Origin of the sequence: Streptomyces sp. MBT65 (genome assembly GCF_016612545.1) — a bacterium.
GTDB lineage: Bacteria > Actinomycetota > Actinomycetes > Streptomycetales > Streptomycetaceae > Streptomyces.
Map to the genome: position 1 here is coordinate 17,484 of NZ_JAENRY010000079.1, position 21,117 is coordinate 38,600.

The window sequence follows — 21,117 nt, forward strand, 5'->3', positions numbered from 1 at the left end:
GCGCGACATGAAGTGCGCCCGCCTGATGTGGTGCGCGGCCGGGCTCAGGCAGCTGCCGGAGTTCGGCGCCTGGTCGTGCCCTTGGCCGAGGCGGAGCGGCGTGCTGTGCCCTTCGGCTTGGTCTTGGCTTTCGCGGCGGGGGCGGCCGGGGCGTCGGTGCTGTCCTCGGCCGGAGGTTGGACAGCGGGAGGGATCGGCGTGCCGTCGGCGCGCAGGCGCAGCCGAGTCCCGTCGAAGGCGGGCAGCAGCACGGTGCGGATCGCGGTGAGGATCTCCTCCAGCGGGGAGGCCGTGGTGAAGCGGACCCCGGTGCTGTACCGCACTCCCTTGGGGAGCCGGGTGTTCTCACCGGCCGCACCGCCGGAGTCTGCCGCCTGCTCGGGGGCGGGACCGCCGACGGCGAAGGTCTGCACGGCCCTGCCCTGCCACAGGTGCCGGATGCCGATGGACCGGCCGTCGGGGTGGACGAGGCGGATCGACCTGTCCGCGAAGCCCGCCGGGTGGTCCTCAAGGTCCTCGCTCCATCCGTCAGCGAGGGCCTCGGAGATGGGCTTGCCCAGCAGGTAGAGGTCGACCTCGCTGAGGACGGCCGGCTCCGGTGCCTCGGAGCCCTCCGACTCCGGGTCGGTGAGGTCTACGGCATCGGGCTCGGCAATGGTTGTGCTGCTCAAGAGGGTTCTCTCCTGCTTCAAATGGTGCTCGAATAAAGGGAGTTGCGGACCGCCGAGCGGGGATTCAGCGGACGGCGGGGATGACGGAGGCGGTGTGGATGGTGCGCACGGCGTCCTCGGTCAGGCTGGTGAGCGCGCCTTGCCGGTTGAATCCCGCGAAGATCACGGGACCTTGAATGTCGGCGATCAGGCTCTCGCCGAGGAGGAAGTGCAAGGCGATGGCCGCGCACAGGTTCGGGGGCTGACCGTCGCGGGATTCGGCGATGAGGGCGGCGGTGTGCGAGCCGTCCGGGCGGCGCACGTAGCGCAGGGCCTCGGCGTCGTCGCCGAGTGCCTGTTGGATCTGCGCGCGCTGGGCGGTGTCGTTGACGCTCACGTGCAGATCGGTGATCGTGCCGTCGGTGGCGACGAGCAGGGCGTGAACGGTGTCGGGCATGACGGCCTTTCTGGCGTGTAGTCGGTGAGGTGACCCCCTCAACTTCTAAGTTAATTCTACTATGCATAGGGCATGGGTCAACTGCGTCTGTGCAGGTCAGAATGGGGGTGGGACTACGCCGCAGGCGAGAGGGCTTGCTCCATCAGATGCTCGGCCTGACGTAGGGCGGCAATGATCCGAGCCTTGCCCACCACCTCGTCGCGGTGCTCGAAGACGGCCCGCGCCTCCTTCATCGCATCCGCGACGGCATTCGGATTGGCCAGCGTGTCCGCGCACGCCACGGTCACCCGCGGGCCGAGCTCCCAGACCATCGCGTTCACAGCGCAACACGCGGCGGCGATGGGGTCGATGTCGACCATCGACCACTGGAAGTCCGCAGGGTCGTGCCCGCGTTCGCGAAGGTGCTGGGCGGCCGAGCGCAGCAGCCCCCCGCTGCCGGCGCACGGATCATGGATGTGCTCGCCGGTGCGCGGAGCGTCGACCGCGAGGCTGATGTCCATGACCTGCCCCGCGGCAAGCATGTCGGCCATGGCGTCGGCCACCGGCGCCGGGGTGTGATACTCGCCGAGCCCCTGCCGAGCGCCGTGAGAGCGCAGGCACATCATCACGGGCGACAAGACGTCCGTCGCCGAGCGCAGGAACGGATCCTCGTGCGCGGTCAGGTCGAACAAGCCGCGCTTCAGGGCCGTTTCGGCGACGGCTTGGACCGCGTGCATGCGGTACTCGTCGACCTCGTCGTTCAGCCACTCATGGAGGATCCGCGCACGTTCGATCAGGTCGGGGCGGTGTATCCAGTGCATCGACCAGATCTCGCGCAGCATCCCGATCAGCTGCGGGCCGTCCTGGGCGAGGATCTGCGTCTTGAGGTCCGGGCCGTTCGGGTCCTTCTCGCGGATGAGCGAGAGGGCGGCAACGACGCCGATCGGCACCTCGATAGCCGTGCCGCCATGCCGGTTGTGCCACCGCTCGGCCACCGCTTCGCCGATCTCCAGGGCGCGCCGGTGTGGATCGCGCACAGGGTGCGGGCGAGGCGCCCGCCGGGCGCGCGGAGCAGAAGGTGCGGCCGGCGGCGCCAGCTTCGGTGGTGCTGCCGAGGGGGTGGAGCGTGCAGGCTTCGGCGCGGCGGTGAAGGTTGCGGGTATCGGCTCGGGGGTGGCGGCGATGTCTGCGAACAGATCGAGTTGCTGGGTCACGGCGAAATCGCCTTCCGTGGGTGGGGTTGGGTATAAGGCGACCCGCCCCGGGCGGGGCGGGTCGCGGTGATGAGGGCGCTTCGGGCGGGGAGTCTGGGCTTCCCCTCACCTCTCGATGGTTAATTCTACTATGGTTAGGGGTGGGGTCAACTGCGGATGCCCAGCTCAGGAGGGGGGGTTATGCCTGATCGATCCAGGTCATGCCGTACGGGGTCTGCCACAGCCAGGACAGCCCCGCCTTGTGGATCTCGGCCCGGGCCCTGTCCCACCACACCCGCCCGAAGCGGTCGGTGTGTGCCTCGACGGCCCAGGCGGCCGATGCTGCCGCCTCCGGCGACTGCAGGATCTCGGCGACCGATTCCCCGAACCCGTGGACGCGTTCACGCAGACTCATGTGCAGCTCGCCAACCTCGGTGCGCCATGCCTCGTCACGACGGCGCTCCCCGCGCTCGTACGACAGCGGCCACCCCCGCTCGGTGATCGCCCCGTTCTGCTGCAGCGCGATCCAGGCCGCCGCCCGCTCACGCGAGAGCACCGCGGGCTTGAACATCACGTTCAGCACCTCAAGTTCCGAGGTGTCATCCGCCCGTATCCGCGCACCGAAGTGGGCTGCATTCGCATCGTGCTTCGCCTGGGCGCGCTCCCGTGCCGCGTTCTCGGTCCGGGCGTCCCACACGGGAATCAGGTAGTTCCACGTCGTCCGGGTGTGCTCCGGGTGCGTGTACGTCACCTTCCATAGGCCCCGCATGTGCGTTCTTTCTCCTTGCTGGTCGCGCTGTTCTGGCTGGTGCCGGTGTTCGGACGGCACGTCTACTGGGCCACTGGCGTGGCCTTGTGCTGGGCCACCCAGTTCTCGAAAGCGCGCGGGTCGACGGCGCGCAGTTGGTGGAGGTAGTGGCAGGCCATGCGGGCGTGCAGGGCGCGGGCCTTGTCGGTGAACGGAACCCGTACGGGCAGGTGCCCCCGGCCTGACGGCCACGTCAGGCGGCTGGAGTAGGGTGCGGCGGCCGCGATGTACCAGTCGAGGTTCGCGGCCAGCCGCACGGGGAGCTGGTCTTCGACCGGCTCGTCCTCCATGGGCCAGATGCCCTCGCCGTCGTCGGCGAAGAAGTCGTGCGGACTGCTGCTCGCGGCGTCGTGCGGCATGTTCACCCAGACGCGCTGGCCGTGCTCAGCGTGCGGGTCGACGTCGATGACGGTGCGGTTGTAGGCCAGGCATGTTCCGTTCATCTTCGACAGGTAGAGGACGGCGACGCGATCGCCGCGCTCGTACTCACTCATGTGAGGCAACTCCTGTTCTGTAGTGGTTACTTCGATGCGCGCTGGAGGGCGCGGATGGCGTCGGCGCGGGCTGCTGTGGCGGGGCAGGGGCCGGTGAGGGCCCTCACGTGGGCGACGACCTGGCGGTGGTCGTCCCTGCGGACGGCGCGCTGCAGGCCCTCGATGGCCTGCGCCACCTCGTCCACGGCGGTGGCGTGTCCCCGCCGGCACGGGCAGGTGTCTGTCCTGTACGCGGACAGCGCCGTGAGTAGATACGAGTGCTGGTCCTGCGGGACGCAGCCGCGATGGCGCATCGCGGGGCGCGCACGGCGCAGATGGCTGTAGAAGCGCAGGACGGGCGTGCCGCACATCAGGCAGGCGACGGGCCACAGCACGTCGCTGCCCGGATACCCGCCGAGCGGCGCCCAGCCGAGTTCGTCGATGCGGGCGACAGCGAGGGCGGCGGAGGTGACGTTGCGGAGCGTGGGCCCCAGCCCGGAAAGATGGGCGCCGAGCTCATCACCGATGGCTCCGTCGACGGTGCCCGCCAAGGGGTTCTTGCTGATCACGGTTTCGGTGTCCTCGGGCTGGATCATGCGGCGGTGTAGGCGCGGAGGACGGCGTACGAGGCGGCGATCGAGGTGTCGCTGGTGCGCAGAGCGAACGGCGCGCTCGGCTCGGCGGCGTTCGCGTCGTGGAGGATCTCGAGCGGCCCGTGTGTCGGGTAGAGGCTCGTGAATCCGGCCCGGGGCGGTGCACCGTTGATTTCGGGGAGGGCGTCGAGGACTGCCCGTATCTCCGGCGGGAAGGGATCTGCTTCGCCTTCGAGATGGGACGGGGGCCTGGTCAGTGCAGTGCGCCCGCAGCGGATGGCCTGCTCGGCGGTGAGCCTGTTCATCTGAACGTTCACGCTCACGGCGCCGGGGCGTGGCGAGCGGATATGGATGCGGAGGGCCGGGTTGGCGCTGTCCCCGCCCTCCAACACGAGCTCTGAGCGCGCGGATGTTCCTTCCGCCATAGCGGGCAGCCGGGCATCACGCAGCGGGAGGCTCAGCAGCCGCAGTGCCGCGAGGGCGTCCCGGCGGCCGAAGTGCGGCAGGACTTGGCTGTGGATCAGCTTGGCGACCTTCCCGCCGTTCGCGTTCTCCATCGCGGTGGTCGCGGTGAACGGCTTGGCGGGCTGGCTCGGCTCGCTGTCCTGGGAGACGAAGGCGCTGACGCTGAGCAGGCCGTCACGGGTTCGGAGGCTGCAGCGCAGGCCGAGGGGGTGGGTCACGATCGCCGTGCCGAGCAGTCCGGTCACGGCCCATTCCGGTCCGAGTGCGGCGGCGGTCTGCTTGGTGAGCGTGAGCAGGTCTGGAGCGACGAGTTGAGTGTCGTAGGGCATGGAGTGCTTTCTTCGGAAGTGCCGTTCCGCATCCGGTGATTGCGGTGAGCGGGCGGCTGTGGGCGTGGTGAAGGGGGTGCTGGTGAAACCTGTCCAGCACCCCCTCGTTAAGGATCATTCTACTATGATTGGGGGTGGGGTCAACTGCGAAAGACCAGGTCAGAAGGGGGGTTACTGGGTGGTGGAGGCGGCGAGCGCGGCTTCCATCTCCTCGGCGCTACGGCGTCCGAACACCTCGTCGTAGGTGAGCAGCCACGTCCAGCCGTCGAGCTTGTTGTCCGAGGCGCGTACGACACCCCCGCCGATGCCGTTGTGGATGTGCGGGATGGTCACCGACTTGGCGTTCACGCGCAGGACTTCGAACCAGGTCCCGCCCCGGCGGACGAAGTCACCCTTCTTGAAGTCGGTCTTGGACCACACCTTGAAGCCGTTCTTCTCGGCCTCGGCGATGACCGCTTCCCAGTAGGCGATTTCCTCGGTGAGCTCCTCGTGCCGGATCACGAGCTCCTGCACGGTGTCGGGATTGGTGATGTCCCGGCCTGAGCCCCCGGCCGACTCTCCGCGCTGCCACTTCTGAACGCGCCGCAGGTCGGCCTGGAGCTTCTCGATGCGGCGCAGGGTCCGCCGGGGCGCCTTGCGGAACTGCTCGTACCCTTCAGCCGCCCTCTGGCGTCCGGACCAGTACGAAGCCTTCTCGCCTTCGTTGATGCTGGTCCGCATCGCGTGGTCGATGCGTTCGGCGTCACGGCGTGCGCGGCGCTCGGAGTGGTGCCCGACCAGCACCGGCTGCCCCATGGGGATGCCGTCGGCGATCTGGTGGCCGTGCTCGTACGCGGACTCGGAGCGGGTGGCGGCATTGTCGGCGTAACTGCTGAACCGCTCGGCCCGCCCCTCGGCGCGCTCGACGCGATCCGCCTCGGCTTCGGCGAAGCTACGCCGGTCGCTCTCGTCGATCTGCACGTTGACCTCGAAGCCGGCCTCGCGCAGGGCGGCCGCGGCCGCGTTGATGTACCACGTCTTGGCGGCGCGGTCGCGGGACTGCCGGATACCGAGCTGACCGAGGGAGGGGAAGTAGCGGAAGCCGTGCTGGCGGACGATTTCGTAGACGCCATCACCCTTCGCGCTGCCCTCTATGAGGGTTCCGTCGCTGCGCGTATGGATGATCTCGATGGTCACTGTCGGGGTCCTTCTGAGAGTTCGGACAGGGAGATGGAGATGAGGCTCAGACCGGTGTGCCAGCCGCCGAAGATGTCCTGCGCCGCGCGGTGAGCGGTACGCAGCTGATACCAAGTGCCGTGGCCAGCAAGGGCTTTGGACGCATCAATGCGGAACGCGATCGCCTCACCGTGCGTGTCGAGCAACGGCTGGTTGCCGTGGCCGCGCAGCCACACGTATCCGCCGGCCTTCACGACTCCTCCGGCGCTTCCGCGCGGGAGCACAGGAGCAGCGCCGTCTCCAGGGACACCAGGAGGTCGTCGCGGTCGAAGGCGAGGGACGACGCGGCATGGCGTGCCGAGTGCGGCCCGGCGCAGAACCCTTCCGCGTCACCATCCGGGTGCTGCTCGGCCCACGAGGACGCGTACTGGGTGAAAGCCCACGCGTACTGGCCTGCGGACGTCGGAGATTCGAGTTCGGCCGCTGTGGCGGAGCGGGCTTCCCAGGCGGCAAGTAGAAGCACCTGACGTCGCACTTCCGGGCTGGTCAGAGACCACAGGCTGGGCAGGCCGAAGACGACGAACGCCTCCTCCACGTTGTTGTCCACAGCGGCTATGGCCCGGGCAAGGAGACGGTGGAGCGAGAGGATCTCCTGCTCGCCGTCCTCGCTCTCGCTGTTGCTGGTGGTGTTGTTCACGGGCTTCTCCTTCGTGAGTGACGGTGTGGTGGCCCAGGACGGCCACCAAGTGGTGCGGGATTCGGGATTGTCGGGGCCGGGCTGGCGCGAGAAGTCGCGGGCCGCGCGCACGTGGTACTCCCACGAGCCGTCCGGCCAGGGGCCCTTGCGGTCGATGACCGTGGCGGTACCGTCCGGAAGACTGCGGGCCCACTGCTGGTTGATGTGCGAGACCCGCGCGCCGATCGGCAGGGGGTGTCGGGTCATGAGTGGTCGGCCTCGTCGGGGACAGGCGAGCACGCGAAGAAGGCAGCGATGCCGGTCCGCGTGCGCTGGCGGTCTCGGCGCTTCACAGCACGCCGGACGCGCAGGGCTATCTGCCGGTTGGGGAAGTCGTCTTCGGGGTGCCGGTCGCGAAGCCCGACACGGGCGATCTCGCGAGGGCTGAGGATCACAGGAGTCCTTCTCGTCGGAGTGCGTCGATCAGTGGGTGCTGTCGCTCGCCTGGCATTCGCGTGCTGCCTGTAGACGTCGGGCTGCGGTGATCAGCACGCAGGCATCCGTGTCGCGGCCGAGCAGGACCAGCCCGCACACTTCGAACATCAACGGCCAGTGACAGGCTGGAACCTCATCGGCGAACTCCTCGAACGTCACAGCCTGTTTGGCTCGGCTGCGTCGGGTCCAGGCGCGGTAGACGATGCGCTGCATCGTGCGATTGGCCCGGCGGGTCTGGGTGCTGTTGAGACCGAGGTTGCTGATGATCTCGGCGGCCGCCTCAAGCGGCAGGTGCTTGTCGAGCACGGTGGTCATCGTCTTTCGGGGATCCGGATAGGCGGGGCTGGCCGGGGCTCCGCTGTGTCGCAGCCCCGCGGCGGGCATCAGTGGGCGGCCACGCCGAAGAACAACCAGGCGCCCGAGGCGTCGACCGCCGTGATCGGCAGTGCGCCGGCGGGCCCGTACTTGCCGCTGACCCGCGGATCGTCGCCGCGGAGCAGCTCCTTCGCGCGCCCCACGGCGTCCTGCTCGCTGCGCTTCGGCTCGTCGAGCAGCGTCACCTCGTTCTTCTCGGCGATGGTGCCGGTGTAGCCGGAGGTCCCGTACTCCCATTCGGCCTGCTCGCGGGCACTGTTGAAGGCCGTGTGCACGTCGGTGCCGGTGGCGGTGGTGTAGAAGTCGAGAGCGCCCATGAGGCGGCTCCTTCCGTTGAGTTGGGATGACGGCATGGCGCGGCCCGCCCCGGTACGAGGCGGGCCGAAGTCGCGGAGCGTCAGTGGATGTGAACGCGAGGCCGGTTGGTGCGCATGACTCGTGCGCGGGCGGGCTGCTGGCCGTCCTGCTTGCTGTAGATCTCGGCGAGCACACGGTCGGCGCCGACCACCGCGGTGACCGCGTCCTCAAGTACGGAGCTGCGCAGGTCCGGGCCGAGCGTGCCGAACCATGCCTCCATCGCGGCGCCGTCCTGCTTCACCAGGCCCAGCGTGTCCGCGTACGCCTCCCAGGCGTGCACCGTCATGTGTGCGGCCCAGTTGATGGCGGTCGCGGCCTGCTCCTCGGTGATGTTGTGCATGGCGGCGACCTGCAGAACGGCGAGCGGGTCCGGCGTCATCGTGCGCATCAGGGGTGCTTCCTTTTCTCGTGTTCCAAGCGGGAGCTGGGCGTATTTCCCCCTCCCAACTGAGATTAATTCTACTATCCCTGGAGGGGGTGTCAATTGCGTTTGTGCAGGTCACAGCCCTGGAGAGTGCCTCGCCGCGCGTCTCTACGCTGCCGCGCGCGCCTCACGGCCAGTGCGGGAGGCGCGCTTGCGGATGCTCGCCGCGCCCGCGCGCCGCACCTCCGCCCGCTGTGACGTCACCCGGCACAGTCCGCACAGCGGCTCCCCGAGCCGCTGGTGCGCCTTCACCCCGCTGCTCGTCCCGCACGTACCCGCCTGCGATACGAGCTTCGACAGCGCGGGGGCACCCTCGGCCACAGCGACGGGCCGTCCGTTGATCCACGTACGCGCCGCGCACACCCCGTCGAACCGGCTCGCCTCCGGTCGCACCCGCTCGTAGCACTCCAGCATGAACGGGCACAGCTGCGCGCAGTCCTCCATGAGCGGCGCGCAGGCCTTCATGACGTCGCTGGGCTTGCTGCGGACCAGTTCCTCGCTGGGTACGTACCCGTCGAGGCCGGCGCACGGCGCGGCGGCAGTCCAGGCTGCGGAAGTAGTGGAGGTGATCACGGGGAAGGGCCTTCTCGTTGTCGCGTGGAATCAGAACAAGGCGGGCTGTGCCTTGGCGGGCGGGCAGATGGCATCCAGGGCGGCCGACGCCTTCAGTTCCAGGCCGCTGGCCCGGCGTGCCCACGGGCGGTAGAACAGGGACGTCCACAACTCGGGCGTGCGGAAGGGGACCGGGCCCGGAATGTATGCGGCTTCGTGCGCTGCTACGGCCTCGACCGCCGCGCGCAGGAACCCGTAACGGACGGGTGTCAGGCGGGAGTTCACCGTCCGGTGCACGTCATGCCAGTACACGAGTCCGGACCGCGCACCGCCACGAGCATCGACGTCGTAGCGAAACCCGCACCCGCTGGGCATGGCCGACCAGCGGGTCAGGCAGCCGGCATCCGGTTCCCCCTCGAGGCGCCGGACGCTGCGGTCGTGCTGCCCCTCATCGAACTGCTTCTCGCCCCACTGGATGCGGGCGCGAAGATCCGGCAGGTCGATGAACTCCAGGAGCGACGCTGGTGAGAAGAAGTCACGCACCGCCATCTGCATGTCGTCCTCGTTGAGGTTCACGCCCTGGCCCCGGCGGGTTCGCGGAGATGCGAGCAGGCCGTGAGGTGGGTCGTCGCGGCCTCGACCAGGGGCCTAAGGTCCAGGTCGCCTACCTCGTAGTGGCACGGATGAGGGGGCAGGCTGTCGTGGACCACGCACCGCCAGGCGGGCGCCGGCCCGTCCTCGGGCACGTGGCTCAGGTGCCAGCCCGCGAGCGCCCCGGGTGCCCAGCGGCTGAACGGCAGGGCGTCTTCGCAGGCAACCACGAACAATGTGCCGTCGTCGGCGTAGGCGCAGATCGCCAGGCCGCCGCGGGTTTCTACGTACGGGTGCAGTCCGGCCTCTTCGAGGGCAACGTGCACGTCGCTGTACACGGCGAGAGCGCGGTGCTCGTCCGGCCCGTAGTCGGCACGGATTGCGGCCGCCTCGGCAGTCACATCACGCATGTCTATCCATCCTCCATGCTGGTTGTGCACTGGCCTATTTTGGGCCAGTGCACAACCAGCTGCGATTACTTGACCTTCAGGGCCACGCGCTTGGTGAAGTGGTCACCAAATCGGCTCCGCAGCACACTGACTGCCAGGTCCAACGTGCTCCATGCGCTCTGCGGGATGTCCGTGAAGAGCACTCCCGTCAACGGCAGATCGCCTTTGGGCTGCTGCGTGAGAGCCAATGCCTCCCACCCTTTGTCGCCCGGCCGGCACTGAGCCTCGACGGAGCTCTGCCCGTGATAGGCGATCACGCGCACCTCGTCGCCCCGGCAGGCCACCTGGAACATCCTCGCTCGGGTGAATGCATCGATCAGTTCGTCGTCGGGCATGTAAGCGATCCCGCGGCAGATGGAGCCGTACTTCATGTGTGCCTCCCAAGGTGAGCGGGCCCTTCCTGCTCATAGGGTTAATTCTACTATGTGCGGCAGGGGTGGCAAATCGCCTGAGCGGCAACCGCTGCACATTTATACATCAGCCTATTTCTGGCGGCGACTCTACCTCCCCGCCACCAGCCGCAGCCTCCCGCCTCCTGCTCCGCATGGCAGCAAGCTGCTGCCGCGCCACCTCCGACAACCCCTCCACCCCCGGCTTACGCCGCACCTGCGCCAACACCCGCTCATTCGCCTCCCGCTCACGGGCCTTGAACCGCTCCTTCTCTGCCCGTTGCTGCGACGCCCGCAGCTGCCTCGGACTCGTGCCGCAGCCCCGGCACGAACGGCCCGGCTCATCCGGATGCGTCGGGCACGAACCCTCCTCTGTCTCGTCGAGCGGAGCGTCACCCGGCTCCCCTGCAGCGTCAGCTGTGGGGGTAGGGGGGTTCTTCTCTGGATATTGGCTCTGGTTACTAACTAGAACGCCCGAAGATCCGGCGTCCGGTGAACCGGCGTCCGGAAAACCGGCGCCCGAAAACCCGCCTTCGGTACCACCGGCCTCCTCCCCATCACTGCCACGTCCCCCCTCGGGCAACTCCTCGTCAGCGGCGGCATTGCCCTGATCCAGCTGCTTCTTCAGCCTGCGCGCCACCCGCCGCGCCTCCAACTTGCGGTACTCCTCGGCCGCCCACTCCTGCGCCGTGTCGTACACCTCGGTGATCCGGCTCAGCGTCCCGTCCGCCAGCCGCTCGGTCACCACCCGGTAGTAGCCGAAGTCCTTCAGCTCGCGCAGCGCCGTCTTGATCGCCTCCTTACCCTCCTTGCCCGCGCTCGCGATCGACTCGGCACGCACCCTCCACGCATCCGGCTTCGAGATCAAGAACGCCAGCACGCCCCGAGCCCGAAACGACAGACGGGAATCCTCAAGGGTGGCCGTCGGCAGCACGGTGAACCCGGTGCTGAGGTGGCGGCGCAGAATCGACACGGAGCATGCCTCCAAGGCGGTAATAGGACTTCGAAAGATCAAAAGAGAGGGCGAACCCCACACCGTCCGTGCGGGGCCGCCACAGAGGCCGTCAGGAGGTCTTACGGGCCCGGCTGACCTTGATGGTGCGGGCAGTCTTCTGACCGGCCGCCTTACGCCGGGGCACGACCATGCCGGCCCGGCGCAAAATCTGGATCATGGCCTTCTCGTCCGGGACCATGGGCACGACCAAGTCGGCGTCCTCGAACAGCTCGACCATCGCAGCGACATCCGACTCTTCCTTGTCGTTGCCGCCGCCCCACCCCAGGTGGTTGTCCCCGTAGTTGCCCTCCGGGGAGTCGTCGAGCATCGCCCTCGCTATCTCCTTGACCCGCTTGGCCTCCCGGAATCGTTCATGAGCGCGCACGTAGTCGGCGAGCGCCTTCGCGCGGTCTTCGTCGTCGTGGACGAGAATCGTCTGCGCGGGCCGCCCCGGCGGCACACCCGGCCAGCAGGAATGAACAAACGGGCAGTTGTCGCAGATCACCGACAGGCCGGGACCGTCATGGTCGCGCCGCAGCTCCTCCGGTGAGTCCGCCTCCACGACACGGTCCACCCACCAACGAGCCTGAGCAGCCAGCCACTCGTCGAAGACGAACTCCTCGATGTGCTCCTCGCCTGTATCCCGGCATACGAAGCGGAACCGGATGCGCTGCACGTCGACCGGGCCGAGCCTGTGCAGGTACCGCTGACCGGGAACATCCGCGAACCCGACCGTGCGCAACAGGTCGGCGTACAACAGGACTTGCCGCATCTCTGCGGCTGTCGGCCCGAACCGCACGACCCGATCCCAGACACGGCTCGACTTCGTCTTCACATCCTCCACCGTCAAGTGCGCGGCAGGCTCGGCAGGACGATGCCGCTTGGGCAGCCGGGCAGCCGTGGCGGCGTCGAGCTGTACGACGTCGATGTGCCCGCGCAGGGTCCCGTCTGCGACGGTCCGCTCTATGAGCCACCCGTACTCGCGGCGGGCATCTTCGAGCAGCCCCTGGTGGATGTACGTGCCGAGGATCGCGGCGCGCTTGTCCCCGGCGTTCGTGCGCTCCGCGCCGGCCAGGATGTATCCGGCGCGGCGTGAGCAGATCGTGTCCGACGCCCCCAACTGTGTCTGCACAGAGCGGGGTCGGCGGGCATCAGCGGAGTGCGCGGCATCCCAGATCGACAGGGAAGCAGGCGCACTCAAGGTGGTGGCGGTCACAGCAGTTCTCCAAGAGGGCACGCCGGGGCCCGACCCGTCACAGCGGGCCCCGGCAGGGTGCGAAGGTCAGGCAGCGGCGAACTCGTCGGGCGGCAACTCCTCGAAGTCGCCCGGGTCCTCGGCGGCCTGGTCCTGCTGCTCAGCTGCAGCCGCCCGCAGCCGCGCCACGTCATCGCTCGTGGGGTCGCTGAACTTCCTCGGGTTCTTGACCTCGGCGGCCGTGCGCTCGATGGCAGCGCGCACCACGAGGACCTCGTTGCGGCTGAGTTCCTCGTCCGATTCGACCTGCCGCCACAACTTCTTCAAGCCGTCAACGCCCTGCTCGGCCGCCTTGTGGACCTTCGGCATCCACTGCTGCGCCAGATCCCCGGTCAGCTCCGGGGCGACCTTGGGCTGGTTGTGGATCGAGCAGCCCATCAGGCCGAACACCAGCCTCTCGATGGAGAAGCCCGGCAGCGTCTTGGGCTTGCCGCTGCGCGGCACCTCGAACTTCAGCGACCGGGCGCCGATGATCTGCGGATCGCTGTCGCGCTGCAGCCGCACCCACACCGTCGCGTCGTAGGCGAGGGACTTGTGGCCCTCCACCCGCCAGTCCTTCGTCTTCGGGATCGGATCGCCGTTGCCGTCCACGGCAGCCACTTCCTTGCCACGAGCGAGCAGGATCACGATGCCCGGCATGGTGCGCACGAGATACATGACCCGCTGCCACCGTTCGGATGCGTCGTTCCACAGGTTCATGGAGGGCCTGATCTCGGCATCCGGGTCCTGGCGCAGCTTCGCCTCGTTCTTCGGCGTGCGGTGGGCGCGCTCGTTGGTCCAGTTCACGAGCATCCGCCACAGCATCGACACCGAGTCGATCACCAGGACGACCGGCTTCTCCTTCGCCGCGGCAGCGCGCCTGGCCTCGGCGTGCACGGCTTCGATCTGGCCGAGGATGTCGCGGTAGCTGCCGTTGTGCTCGATCAGTAGGTAATCCGCACCCGGCACGTTCGCGTACTCATCGGCCGTGTCCTCGCCGAGCTCCAGCCAGTACGCCTGGCCGGTCTGCTCGGAGCCGGTGAACGCCGCAGCCTGATGCGACTTTCCGCTCTTCTCCTCGCCCTCGATCAGGACGATCGGCCAAGGGATGACGCCGGTGGGCTTGCGGGTGCGCAGGCGTGGCACGGTCATGCTGGACACAGAACATCTCCAAGAGACTCACAGGAAGTTAGACACTGGCCTATTTCTAGGCTGTGTGGATCTTCCTGATCTCGAACAGGGGCGACCACTCGGGGTGCAGGTCGATGAGGCGTCTCACGTAGCGGCTCCGGAAGTCATTGTTGAGCTTCCAGGGTTCCCCGCGGGTGGCGAGTCCGTACTGCCAGCGCAGGACCTCGAACAGCATCCCAATGCCGATGCGCCTGAGTCCGCGCTCGACGCAGTCGGCGGTGAGGCTCTCCAGGTGCTTGAGGATCCAGGGGTTGAGCTGGTCGAATGCCTCGAACCGCTCCTGGATCGTCAGCTTGCCGCCTGGGTTCTCGGGTTGCTGTATGGCCGCGATGGGCAGCTCTAGCTGCACGGTCACTTACCCCTCCTCGTTCGATGTATCGCAGCCTATTTTGCATGCGGTCGCTGCCACTCGCGCATGCACCCTTAGTGGATGAGGTTAATTCTACTATGCATTGGGGGGTGGGCAACTCCGCCAAACCGCTCCAAGGCAGCGAATCCGGCGGACGTGACGACGCTACGCCCCCGCTGCGGCCTTGCCTCGCGCGGCGATCGCCGACCCGGGCCCGTCGTAGCGGCCCTCCCGCAAAGCCGCAGCGACAGCCTCCTGCAGCTGCCATACGCCACCACGGCTCTGCGCCATCGTGTGCTCCGCGCCCTCAAGGACGGTCGACAACAGCCACACAGGAGAGCCGCCCAGAAGGTAGTCCTCCGCCGGCAGCATCCCGCCGCCGCGGTTACGAGCATTCGCCGCTACATGCTGGCTGACACCGAACAGCGCCGCGTACTCCTGCAGCCCCACCAGCGGCGGCAGCTCACCCTTCTTCATCGGACGGACCGTCGCCTGCTGCTCCTCCTCCAACGCGGCAAGGAGCCCCTCGTCCAACTGCCGGCCGCGACTGCCCGGCGGCAGCGCGAAGTCGACAGCCAGACCACCGGGCCAGTACGGCTTACCCGAGACGATCACGGCATCCTCGTAGGAGACGATCCCAGCTGGGATCCACCGGTCGCTGACCGCCGTCGGCGCAACGTTATAGATCTTCGCGAACTCCTTGCGGCCCACGATGAGCGGCTTCGCCACGACGGCCTCCTTCCTGCTGCTCCATCATCCGGGACATAGCAGAATAGCCGCTACGGTGGCGAATCCCGCACGCGAGGGAGCGCCGCCGGTAAGGCGCTCACTTGCTCATGCGTCGCCGTGCGTTCCGTTCCGCCTGCGGTGGCTCATCGCCGTAGAGCGCGGCTATCACCAGGTCGCGCTGCCCGCGGAAAGTGCGAAAGACCTGCTGGCGTACAAGATCGCTACTGATTCCGGTCGTGCCGATCTGACCTGTCTCGACCAGGCGCGTGAACAGCGTGTTGTCGAGGTATCCGGGCACGTTCTTGTAGCCGAACCGGACCGCGCCCTGCCGTCCGTCTTTCAGGCGGGCATCCTGACGCAGCGACTCGAACTGGCGCCGGGAGAAGTACATGCCGTAGATCATCTCCGAGGTGTGCGGTAGTACCGACCTCGGGTGACAGAGCTTGATCCAGCTCGGGTTCGCATCGAGTCGCTGCTCACCACTTCCGTCTGCCACGCTCGCCGCATACCGGTCCAAGGCCCTCATGCGCCGGAGCTCCTTGGCGAGGTTCCCGTCGCTGTTCGGGTAGTAGAAGCCGCCCTTCTCCGCATCGAGCTTCTTGTACTGAACGAGGACCATGCTGTTCCGCGAGACGTTGTAGAAGATGACATCGCACCCCAACAACCGTTCCGCTGTTGCCCGGTTGGCGTTCCCGACGAGCAGCGTTCGGCCATGCTCGCGGAACTCTCGCCACGCGACGTGATCAGTGGCCTCGCTCAGCCATCCCCGCATCGTGTGCGTGTCATGGGCGATGAGGTGATCCTCCAGCGCCGGCTGGGCAGCCATCGTCTCCGGACGGCCAGTTTGGTCTTGAGGCTCAGACTGACCCTGGCTTCCCGAAGACGATGACTCTGCGACCAAATCAAGGAAGAGCGGCGGCATCCTGTCGTCGTAGAGCTCCTCTGCGGGAGGGTCCCACTCGGCCAGATCGAGGGCCCGGAAGCCCGCCATCCGGGCAGATATCAAGGTGCCGTCGCGCTGCAACGAGACCGCCTGGCCGGCACGCGAGGGGCCGAAGTCCCAGGACGAAATGGCGCCTTCGATCTCGTCGACAGCGTCGCGGACTTCAGGCCGATGTTCCAGAAGGAGGCGCCGCAACTCTGAGCCCGCGGTCTTGGTCTGCTGCCCCTCTGCAACAAGGTGACGCTGCAGATGTCTCGGCACAGCATCGAGCAGTTCAGACAACGGCACCGGATGTTGCAAGCGACGGACATGCGAGACCCGCAACTGCTTCACCGAGTCTGCTGCCGTGCGGCCGCGAACGCACTTGCCTACGTACTTGACCTCGTAGCGCCCGTAGTCGTCTTGGGCCGCAATCAGCGCCAAATGACGTCCCTTGGGGAAGAGTTCTTCCTTGCGTATGAGTGTCCACTCGTACTCAAGTCGCCGGGACCGATAGATCTCCTCGAGGGTCCTGACGTCTCCGTACTCGAAGCCTTCGCACTTGATGATCGCGACCATGGCTGCATTCTGGCTCAACCCGCCTACTGGCAGGTCGGTTTCACCCAGCGCGGGTTGCCTCTCCCGTGCCTCTGGTCATCCTGCGCTCCTGGCAGTCAGCGGACAGAGGTCGCCAGACGGCACCCGATCCTGCGAGTGCGGACCCAGCTCGAACCAGGTCGTCTTGCCCGCCGGCTCGCGATAGCTACCCCAAGCAGCCGCCAGGACGTCCACGAGGAACAGGCCGCGCCCGTGTTCGTCGTTCGTCGGCGGGACCTTGGCCTCCACGTCTCGTGTGTCGGTGTCCGTTACCTCCACGCGGATCCGTCGGCCCGTCCACCGAATGCACACCACGCAAGGTGCCATCGTGTGCACCACAGCATTGGTGATCAGCTCGGCGGTGAGCAACTCGAGGTCGTCCAGTGACGGGGCCTGCTGCCCTAGGTCCAGGCTCTCCACTCCCTCGCGCACGAGGCGACGCGCTGGCCCCACAGCCTGAGTGTCGGCAGCGACCTTGAACGCGAAGGGCAACTTGCGGAGCGTGAGGCACAGCGTCATGAGACCTCCTCGGAGTGGCCGCGGCCTCCTTGGCGTCGGGCCGCACGGGCTCCGTGACCGGCCGAGTGTGGTCAGCCGGTGGCGGGACCTCAATCTGGCAGCCTGGGAGAGGACCTACCATTTCGTCGGTGATATCACTGCCGTGATCCACGACAGGTTGGGACGGCCGGGCCATGTGTGATTACTCGCGTGCAGTGAGCCATGCCCCCAGTGCAGCCACCACGGACGTGCCGCGCCACTGTGCGAATACCCGTTCCTGCTCGGCGAGCGGCATGGCCGCGAGCGTGGTGGTGGAGCCTTCCGGGATGAAGATCGACCACAGGTCCGACCACGAGCGAGGACCCTCTCCACGGTCTGGGGCTGCAGCGATGGTTCCGGGGGTGCGGGTGTCGTCGCCGAAGGTGTGCAGTTCCCCTTCCACGTCCGCGTACACGGCGGCGCTGGCGAAGCGGCAGACCCGGTGCTTCGTGAGATCGGCGAGATGCACGATGCCCTCGGGCCCGAACGCTTCCAGGGCGTGCTTCACCATGGGGCCCGGCCAACCGTTGAACTCGTCGATGGCGAACCCTGAGTCCTCCACGAAGAGCGGCCGCCGAAGGATCTCGAAGGCTTGGCGGGCCTTGTGCTGCGCGATCTCGGCGGCGGAAGTCGCCTGGATCTCGTCGAGGTCCAGGGGTATCTGTGTGACCTCGATGCCCCAGGGGGCGAGATGCTCCTGCGCGGTACGGAACTTCCCCGAGTTCCCCGTGCACATCACAACCGTGAGACCAGACACAGGCACAGCAGCCCTCTCTGTCGAAATGGCACTGACGAACGGACTCAGGCAGAGCCGGCGCCTGTGCCGAGGCTCGCCCGGATCAGCGTGAGTCGCTCACGCACGGCCACCCAAGGGAACGACTCAGCCTGATCCGCAGGCAGCACGTGGATACCCCACTGGTCCAAAGTCCGCATCGCGCCCGCATACACCGGATGGCTTTTCAAGCTGGCGTTGGCCCAGGGCACGACAACAACTGGGCGCCCGGCCCCGATTGCTTCGGCAGCGACGGCCAGGGCGAGAGTGTCCGCCGCTCCGGCAGCGAGCTTCGTGACGGTGTTGAACGTCGCCGGTGCCACGACCACGACGTGGGCCTGCGGCAGTTCCACAGGAGCGTCGGGCTCGAAGTCCCAGTGCACCGCGTGCCCTGACTGTTCTACGGCACGAAGGGGATCAAGGAAGCGACGACCGACAGGGCTGGGAACGATGTACGGCTCCCAGCCCTCTCCGCGAAGGCCAGCTGCGAAGTCCGGCAGGTCGCTGGTCGGTCGCGAGCCGCATCCAACGAGATGAACTACAGGGTGCACAGCAGGGCCTCTTCCCGGAGGAGCCGATCATGCCACCGCCGGACGGCAGCCGAAGGCTGCTTGCCCGAACCGGGCGTGCGGCTGTGCAATGGGGTGCTGTCGACGATGGTGGAATGCGCAGTGAACCCCGCAAGCAGCGGGGGTCACCAACTATTCGGCAAGTATCAGCGAGCCTTTTCGTAAGCCTCACGGACGGCGGCCGGAACACGACCGCGGTCGTTTACCTCGATGTTGTTGTCCTTCGCCCAAGCCCGGATTGCCGACGAGTCAGCCCCGCTGTCAGGCGATGCCTTGGACTTTCCCTTCGCCCTCGCTGCGCCGCGAATCCTGCGAGCGCCATCAGCTTGGAGATAGGGGTTCAAGATCTCCAGGAGCTTCTCGTAGTTCTCATCCGTGAGGTCGATCTCGACGCCAGCCCCGTCGATGAGGATGCTGTGTGTGGCGATGTCCGACGCTTCCTCGCCAGTCAAATCGTCGACATATGTTGTGACTACCTTCTGGGCCATGAGGGCGATCGTAGGACACGTTCAGGCAGATCCGGCAATCGCAAGCCGCCGGTCTCCGGCGCTGCTATCTCTCCGTCCTGTCACCAAGGCATCGAGGCGCTCAGGCTTCAGCCCTTGTCGGCGTAAGGAGGGTCGAGCAGTAGAGCTTGGTGGGTCTTTCGATCCTCGACGCGCTGAATGGCTTCGCCGGTGCCAAGGACGGCGGCGACCAGGGCGAGGATCAGTCCGGTCGGCAGGTCCTGAACGTAGTAGGCGATCAGGGACAGGGCCGCGGCGGCGATGGCGTACAGGCGGGTGCTGTGGGCGTGAATGAAGTCGATCAAGGTGATCAGTTCCCGTATGCGAGTCGGTGCAGGAGGTCCCAGCCGCGGCGTCCGATCGAAGGATCGTTGGGGCGGCCGGTGGTGAAGAGGTTGTGCTTGCGGTTGAAGCCGGCCACAGCCTTCTGGGTCTGCGGACCGTAGTTGTCGGAGAGCGGCACCGAGCGGTCGAGCCAGCCGGTGTCCTTCAGCGCCTGCTGAAGGCCCTTCGCAGACGGTGACGAGCGGCCCGGAGCAAGACCGTTCGGAAACGGAGGCGGCGTGTGCGTCCCACCGGCGGGTTTCCCGGGGAGCGTGAGCCTCTGCCCAGCCTTGATGACGTACGGGGCCGTGATCTTGTTGGTCTGGGCAAGGTGCTCCCAGCTGATACCGAGCTTCTTCGAGATGCTGGAGAGCGTGTCGCCGCTCTTGACGGCGTACGTTGCTGCCCCGCCATCCTTCGATCCCGTACCTGAACTGCCGCCGGAGGGCTTCGACTTCAGGCGCGCGGCGACCTGGCCGCGGAGCCAGTCCATGGTGAAGCCCTTGGGGTCGACCTTTCCGGGCTGCCATTCCTTGTGCCCGATCACGCTCGCCGAGCCCCAGCCATGCGCGCGGCAGAGGGCGGCCGAGACTCGCTCGATCGCCTCCAACTGGGCTGCAGGCCAGGGGTCATGACCGTCGCCGAGGTTCTCGCACTCGAAGCCGTAGAACGACGTGTTGCCGTCGGTGTCGGCCTGGTTCGGTGAAGGAAGGGGTCGCTCTGCGGTGACCGCACGGAGCACGTCTCCGTCACCACGGCCGGCGTGGTTGGCGCGGCCGTTCCCGACTAGATGGACCGTGCCGTCCTTTGCGATCACGCCATGACAGAGCGGGCCTGGCAGCCCCGAGTAGCCGCGCTCGCAGATGCTGACGGTGTTGCTCGTGCCGGACGTCACCGTGTGGTGGATCATCACGCCACGGACAGGCCCCCAGGGGCCCTTGTGGTTTCGATTGTGGGACCGCCAGCCAGAACGCTCGACGACACGTACGCCTTCAGCGTGCAGTGCCGCGACCAGCCGGTCAGGAGTAAGAGGTGTTGCCAACTCGGCGCTCGAATCTCCCCGCGCCCGAACTTGATGTTGAACCTGCTCGCCCTTGGCTTACGGTGATGTCCCGCGCGAGACGATCCACAGCTGCAAGGCCATGAGGAGTAGCGGGGCCACGAAGGAAGAGATCACCAGGCGCCTCGTTGCCGCAGCCTGCGTCTGGTCCTCCCGGCGCTGCTGCTCAGCCCGCTCCAGACTCTGGTCGTGCTCACCGCGCAGCCCGGAGAGCCCTGCCTCGACTTGGCTGATGCGCTGATCGACCGCCCGCTGATCAGCCCGGTACACATCCTGCGTGACGACCTGATCGAGGCGCGCGGCGAGCTGGGCGAGGTCGCCGCGAAGATCCTCGCGCAGCTGCGAGACAGCACGGTGCAGCTCCCACAGCGTGGGCTCGGCGCTCGGCGGCACGGACACCGCAATCACTCCTGGCGGCCCCGTGCCCTGCTTTGATCGTACGGGGCCCAAGAATCCCGGAGAATCGCAAGCATGGCCGCATCCATCAACGTCAGCACCGAGATCTCCGTGATCGACTTCGAGGGAAGCGGCTATCGCTGATCTCCGCAGAATCTATGGTGTGCCCGTGACCCTGCCTCCAGAAATAGACATGTGCGACGGATGCCGAGACCTCGCTGGTGCTTGGTGGCAACACGGCATCGCCGATGGCAAGAGCAAGTTCGGGCTGCAGGAATTCGAGTTCTACGAACATCTGAAGGACGAGCACCCGACATTGAGGCTGGCCAGCCTGGAGGGGTGCAACACCTGCAAGGAAGCTGTGGCGATGGCGCAGTTCGTGCTGCCCGACATGGCCATGTACCGGAAGAACGGGGACTACGTGGACCCGGCGGAGCTCCACTTCGTGCGGCACCTACTGGAGCGGACGGCAGAGTTGTCCGGGAAGGATGTCGGGTGGGCCGCTGACTAGCAGACGGCCCCGTGAC

General features: G+C 67.2%; 31 protein-coding genes. 1 reads left to right on the plus strand and 30 read right to left on the minus strand.

Annotated features, from left to right (window positions below; genetic code table 11):
- Window positions 1-44 precede the first annotated feature (44 nt).
- From JHN63_RS19395 to JHN63_RS19540, 30 genes are all read right to left on the minus strand, one after another.
- On the minus strand, window positions 45-671 hold the full coding sequence (locus JHN63_RS19395; protein WP_200682349.1) for a hypothetical protein: 627 nt from the start codon (window positions 669-671) through the stop codon (window positions 45-47).
- 64 nt (window positions 672-735) lie between these two features.
- On the minus strand, window positions 736-1,107 hold the full coding sequence (locus JHN63_RS19400) for a hypothetical protein (protein ID WP_200682350.1): 372 nt from the start codon (window positions 1,105-1,107) through the stop codon (window positions 736-738).
- A gap of 113 nt (window positions 1,108-1,220) precedes the next feature.
- Complete coding sequence (locus tag JHN63_RS54300; protein WP_200682351.1) at window positions 1,221-2,300, minus strand: N-6 DNA methylase; 1,080 nt, start codon at window positions 2,298-2,300, stop codon at window positions 1,221-1,223.
- Between the two features lie 178 nt (window positions 2,301-2,478).
- A complete protein-coding gene (locus JHN63_RS19410) occupies window positions 2,479-3,048 on the minus strand; it encodes a hypothetical protein (protein WP_200682352.1) in 570 nt (189 codons plus the stop codon).
- 62 nt (window positions 3,049-3,110) lie between these two features.
- Entirely contained in the window at window positions 3,111-3,581 is a 471-nt protein-coding gene (locus tag JHN63_RS19415; protein WP_200682353.1) for a hypothetical protein, read from the minus strand.
- 26 nt (window positions 3,582-3,607) lie between these two features.
- Entirely contained in the window at window positions 3,608-4,156 is a 549-nt protein-coding gene (locus JHN63_RS19420) for a hypothetical protein (protein WP_200682354.1), read from the minus strand.
- The gene (locus JHN63_RS19425; protein WP_200682355.1) at window positions 4,153-4,947 is read right to left on the minus strand and encodes a hypothetical protein; all 795 of its coding nucleotides are present in this window, start codon (window positions 4,945-4,947) and stop codon (window positions 4,153-4,155) included. Before JHN63_RS19425 ends, JHN63_RS19420 begins: the two co-directional genes overlap by 4 nt.
- A 171-nt stretch (window positions 4,948-5,118) precedes the next feature.
- Window positions 5,119-6,123 (minus strand): DUF3560 domain-containing protein, encoded by a 1,005-nt coding sequence (locus JHN63_RS19430; RefSeq protein WP_200682356.1) that lies wholly within the window; start codon window positions 6,121-6,123, stop codon window positions 5,119-5,121.
- Window positions 6,120-6,356, minus strand: coding sequence for a hypothetical protein (locus JHN63_RS19435; protein ID WP_200682357.1), 237 nt, complete (start codon window positions 6,354-6,356; stop codon window positions 6,120-6,122). Before JHN63_RS19435 ends, JHN63_RS19430 begins: the two co-directional genes overlap by 4 nt.
- The gene (locus tag JHN63_RS19440) at window positions 6,353-7,045 is read right to left on the minus strand and encodes a hypothetical protein (protein WP_200682358.1); all 693 of its coding nucleotides are present in this window, start codon (window positions 7,043-7,045) and stop codon (window positions 6,353-6,355) included. Before JHN63_RS19440 ends, JHN63_RS19435 begins: the two co-directional genes overlap by 4 nt.
- 216 nt (window positions 7,046-7,261) lie before the next feature.
- Window positions 7,262-7,579, minus strand: coding sequence for a hypothetical protein (locus JHN63_RS19445; protein ID WP_200682359.1), 318 nt, complete (start codon window positions 7,577-7,579; stop codon window positions 7,262-7,264).
- Between the two features lie 77 nt (window positions 7,580-7,656).
- Window positions 7,657-7,965 carry a hypothetical protein gene (locus JHN63_RS19450; RefSeq protein ID WP_200682360.1) on the minus strand — a complete coding sequence of 103 codons (309 nt, stop codon included), beginning with the start codon at window positions 7,963-7,965 and terminating at the stop codon, window positions 7,657-7,659.
- 80 nt (window positions 7,966-8,045) lie between these two features.
- Entirely contained in the window at window positions 8,046-8,393 is a 348-nt protein-coding gene (locus JHN63_RS19455) for a hypothetical protein (RefSeq protein ID WP_200682361.1), read from the minus strand.
- A gap of 144 nt (window positions 8,394-8,537) precedes the next feature.
- The gene (locus JHN63_RS19460) at window positions 8,538-9,002 is read right to left on the minus strand and encodes a hypothetical protein (RefSeq protein WP_200682362.1); all 465 of its coding nucleotides are present in this window, start codon (window positions 9,000-9,002) and stop codon (window positions 8,538-8,540) included.
- Window positions 9,003-9,032: 30 nt separating this feature from the next.
- Complete coding sequence (locus JHN63_RS19465) at window positions 9,033-9,557, minus strand: hypothetical protein (protein ID WP_200682363.1); 525 nt, start codon at window positions 9,555-9,557, stop codon at window positions 9,033-9,035.
- Window positions 9,554-9,982 carry a hypothetical protein gene (locus JHN63_RS19470; protein WP_200682364.1) on the minus strand — a complete coding sequence of 143 codons (429 nt, stop codon included), beginning with the start codon at window positions 9,980-9,982 and terminating at the stop codon, window positions 9,554-9,556. Before JHN63_RS19470 ends, JHN63_RS19465 begins: the two co-directional genes overlap by 4 nt.
- A 65-nt stretch (window positions 9,983-10,047) precedes the next feature.
- Window positions 10,048-10,392, minus strand: a complete 345-nt coding sequence (locus JHN63_RS19475; protein ID WP_200682365.1) for a hypothetical protein — start codon at window positions 10,390-10,392, stop codon at window positions 10,048-10,050.
- A 106-nt stretch (window positions 10,393-10,498) separates the two neighbouring features.
- Window positions 10,499-11,383, minus strand: coding sequence for a hypothetical protein (locus tag JHN63_RS19480; RefSeq protein WP_200682366.1), 885 nt, complete (start codon window positions 11,381-11,383; stop codon window positions 10,499-10,501).
- Between the two features lie 91 nt (window positions 11,384-11,474).
- Entirely contained in the window at window positions 11,475-12,620 is a 1,146-nt protein-coding gene (locus JHN63_RS19485) for a hypothetical protein (RefSeq protein ID WP_307781925.1), read from the minus strand.
- 66 nt (window positions 12,621-12,686) lie between these two features.
- On the minus strand, window positions 12,687-13,790 hold the full coding sequence (locus tag JHN63_RS19490) for an AAA family ATPase (RefSeq protein ID WP_200682367.1): 1,104 nt from the start codon (window positions 13,788-13,790) through the stop codon (window positions 12,687-12,689).
- Between the two features lie 55 nt (window positions 13,791-13,845).
- Window positions 13,846-14,184, minus strand: a complete 339-nt coding sequence (locus JHN63_RS19495; protein WP_200682368.1) for a hypothetical protein — start codon at window positions 14,182-14,184, stop codon at window positions 13,846-13,848.
- 159 nt (window positions 14,185-14,343) lie between these two features.
- On the minus strand, window positions 14,344-14,907 hold the full coding sequence (locus JHN63_RS19500) for a hypothetical protein (protein ID WP_200682369.1): 564 nt from the start codon (window positions 14,905-14,907) through the stop codon (window positions 14,344-14,346).
- Between the two features lie 97 nt (window positions 14,908-15,004).
- Complete coding sequence (locus JHN63_RS19505) at window positions 15,005-16,408, minus strand: hypothetical protein (protein ID WP_200682370.1); 1,404 nt, start codon at window positions 16,406-16,408, stop codon at window positions 15,005-15,007.
- Between the two features lie 75 nt (window positions 16,409-16,483).
- Window positions 16,484-16,945: an ATP-binding protein gene (locus tag JHN63_RS19510; protein WP_200682371.1), complete on the minus strand. Its 462-nt coding sequence runs from the start codon at window positions 16,943-16,945 to the stop codon at window positions 16,484-16,486.
- A 181-nt stretch (window positions 16,946-17,126) separates the two neighbouring features.
- Window positions 17,127-17,699, minus strand: coding sequence for a non-canonical purine NTP pyrophosphatase (locus JHN63_RS19515; protein WP_200682372.1), 573 nt, complete (start codon window positions 17,697-17,699; stop codon window positions 17,127-17,129).
- A 65-nt stretch (window positions 17,700-17,764) separates the two neighbouring features.
- Window positions 17,765-18,286, minus strand: a complete 522-nt coding sequence (locus JHN63_RS19520; protein WP_200682373.1) for a flavoprotein — start codon at window positions 18,284-18,286, stop codon at window positions 17,765-17,767.
- Window positions 18,287-18,450: 164 nt separating this feature from the next.
- A complete protein-coding gene (locus tag JHN63_RS19525) occupies window positions 18,451-18,792 on the minus strand; it encodes an Lsr2 family protein (RefSeq protein WP_200682374.1) in 342 nt (113 codons plus the stop codon).
- A 107-nt stretch (window positions 18,793-18,899) separates the two neighbouring features.
- Window positions 18,900-19,115, minus strand: coding sequence for a hypothetical protein (locus tag JHN63_RS19530; protein WP_200682375.1), 216 nt, complete (start codon window positions 19,113-19,115; stop codon window positions 18,900-18,902).
- 5 nt (window positions 19,116-19,120) lie between these two features.
- Complete coding sequence (locus JHN63_RS19535) at window positions 19,121-20,176, minus strand: N-acetylmuramoyl-L-alanine amidase (RefSeq protein WP_200682376.1); 1,056 nt, start codon at window positions 20,174-20,176, stop codon at window positions 19,121-19,123.
- A 57-nt stretch (window positions 20,177-20,233) separates the two neighbouring features.
- Window positions 20,234-20,593 carry a hypothetical protein gene (locus JHN63_RS19540; RefSeq protein ID WP_200682377.1) on the minus strand — a complete coding sequence of 120 codons (360 nt, stop codon included), beginning with the start codon at window positions 20,591-20,593 and terminating at the stop codon, window positions 20,234-20,236.
- Between the two features lie 166 nt (window positions 20,594-20,759).
- Here JHN63_RS19540 and JHN63_RS19545 point away from each other — a divergent pair, with 166 nt between their 5' ends.
- Window positions 20,760-21,101, plus strand: a complete 342-nt coding sequence (locus tag JHN63_RS19545; RefSeq protein WP_200682378.1) for a hypothetical protein — start codon at window positions 20,760-20,762, stop codon at window positions 21,099-21,101.
- Window positions 21,102-21,117: the final 16 nt, after the last annotated feature.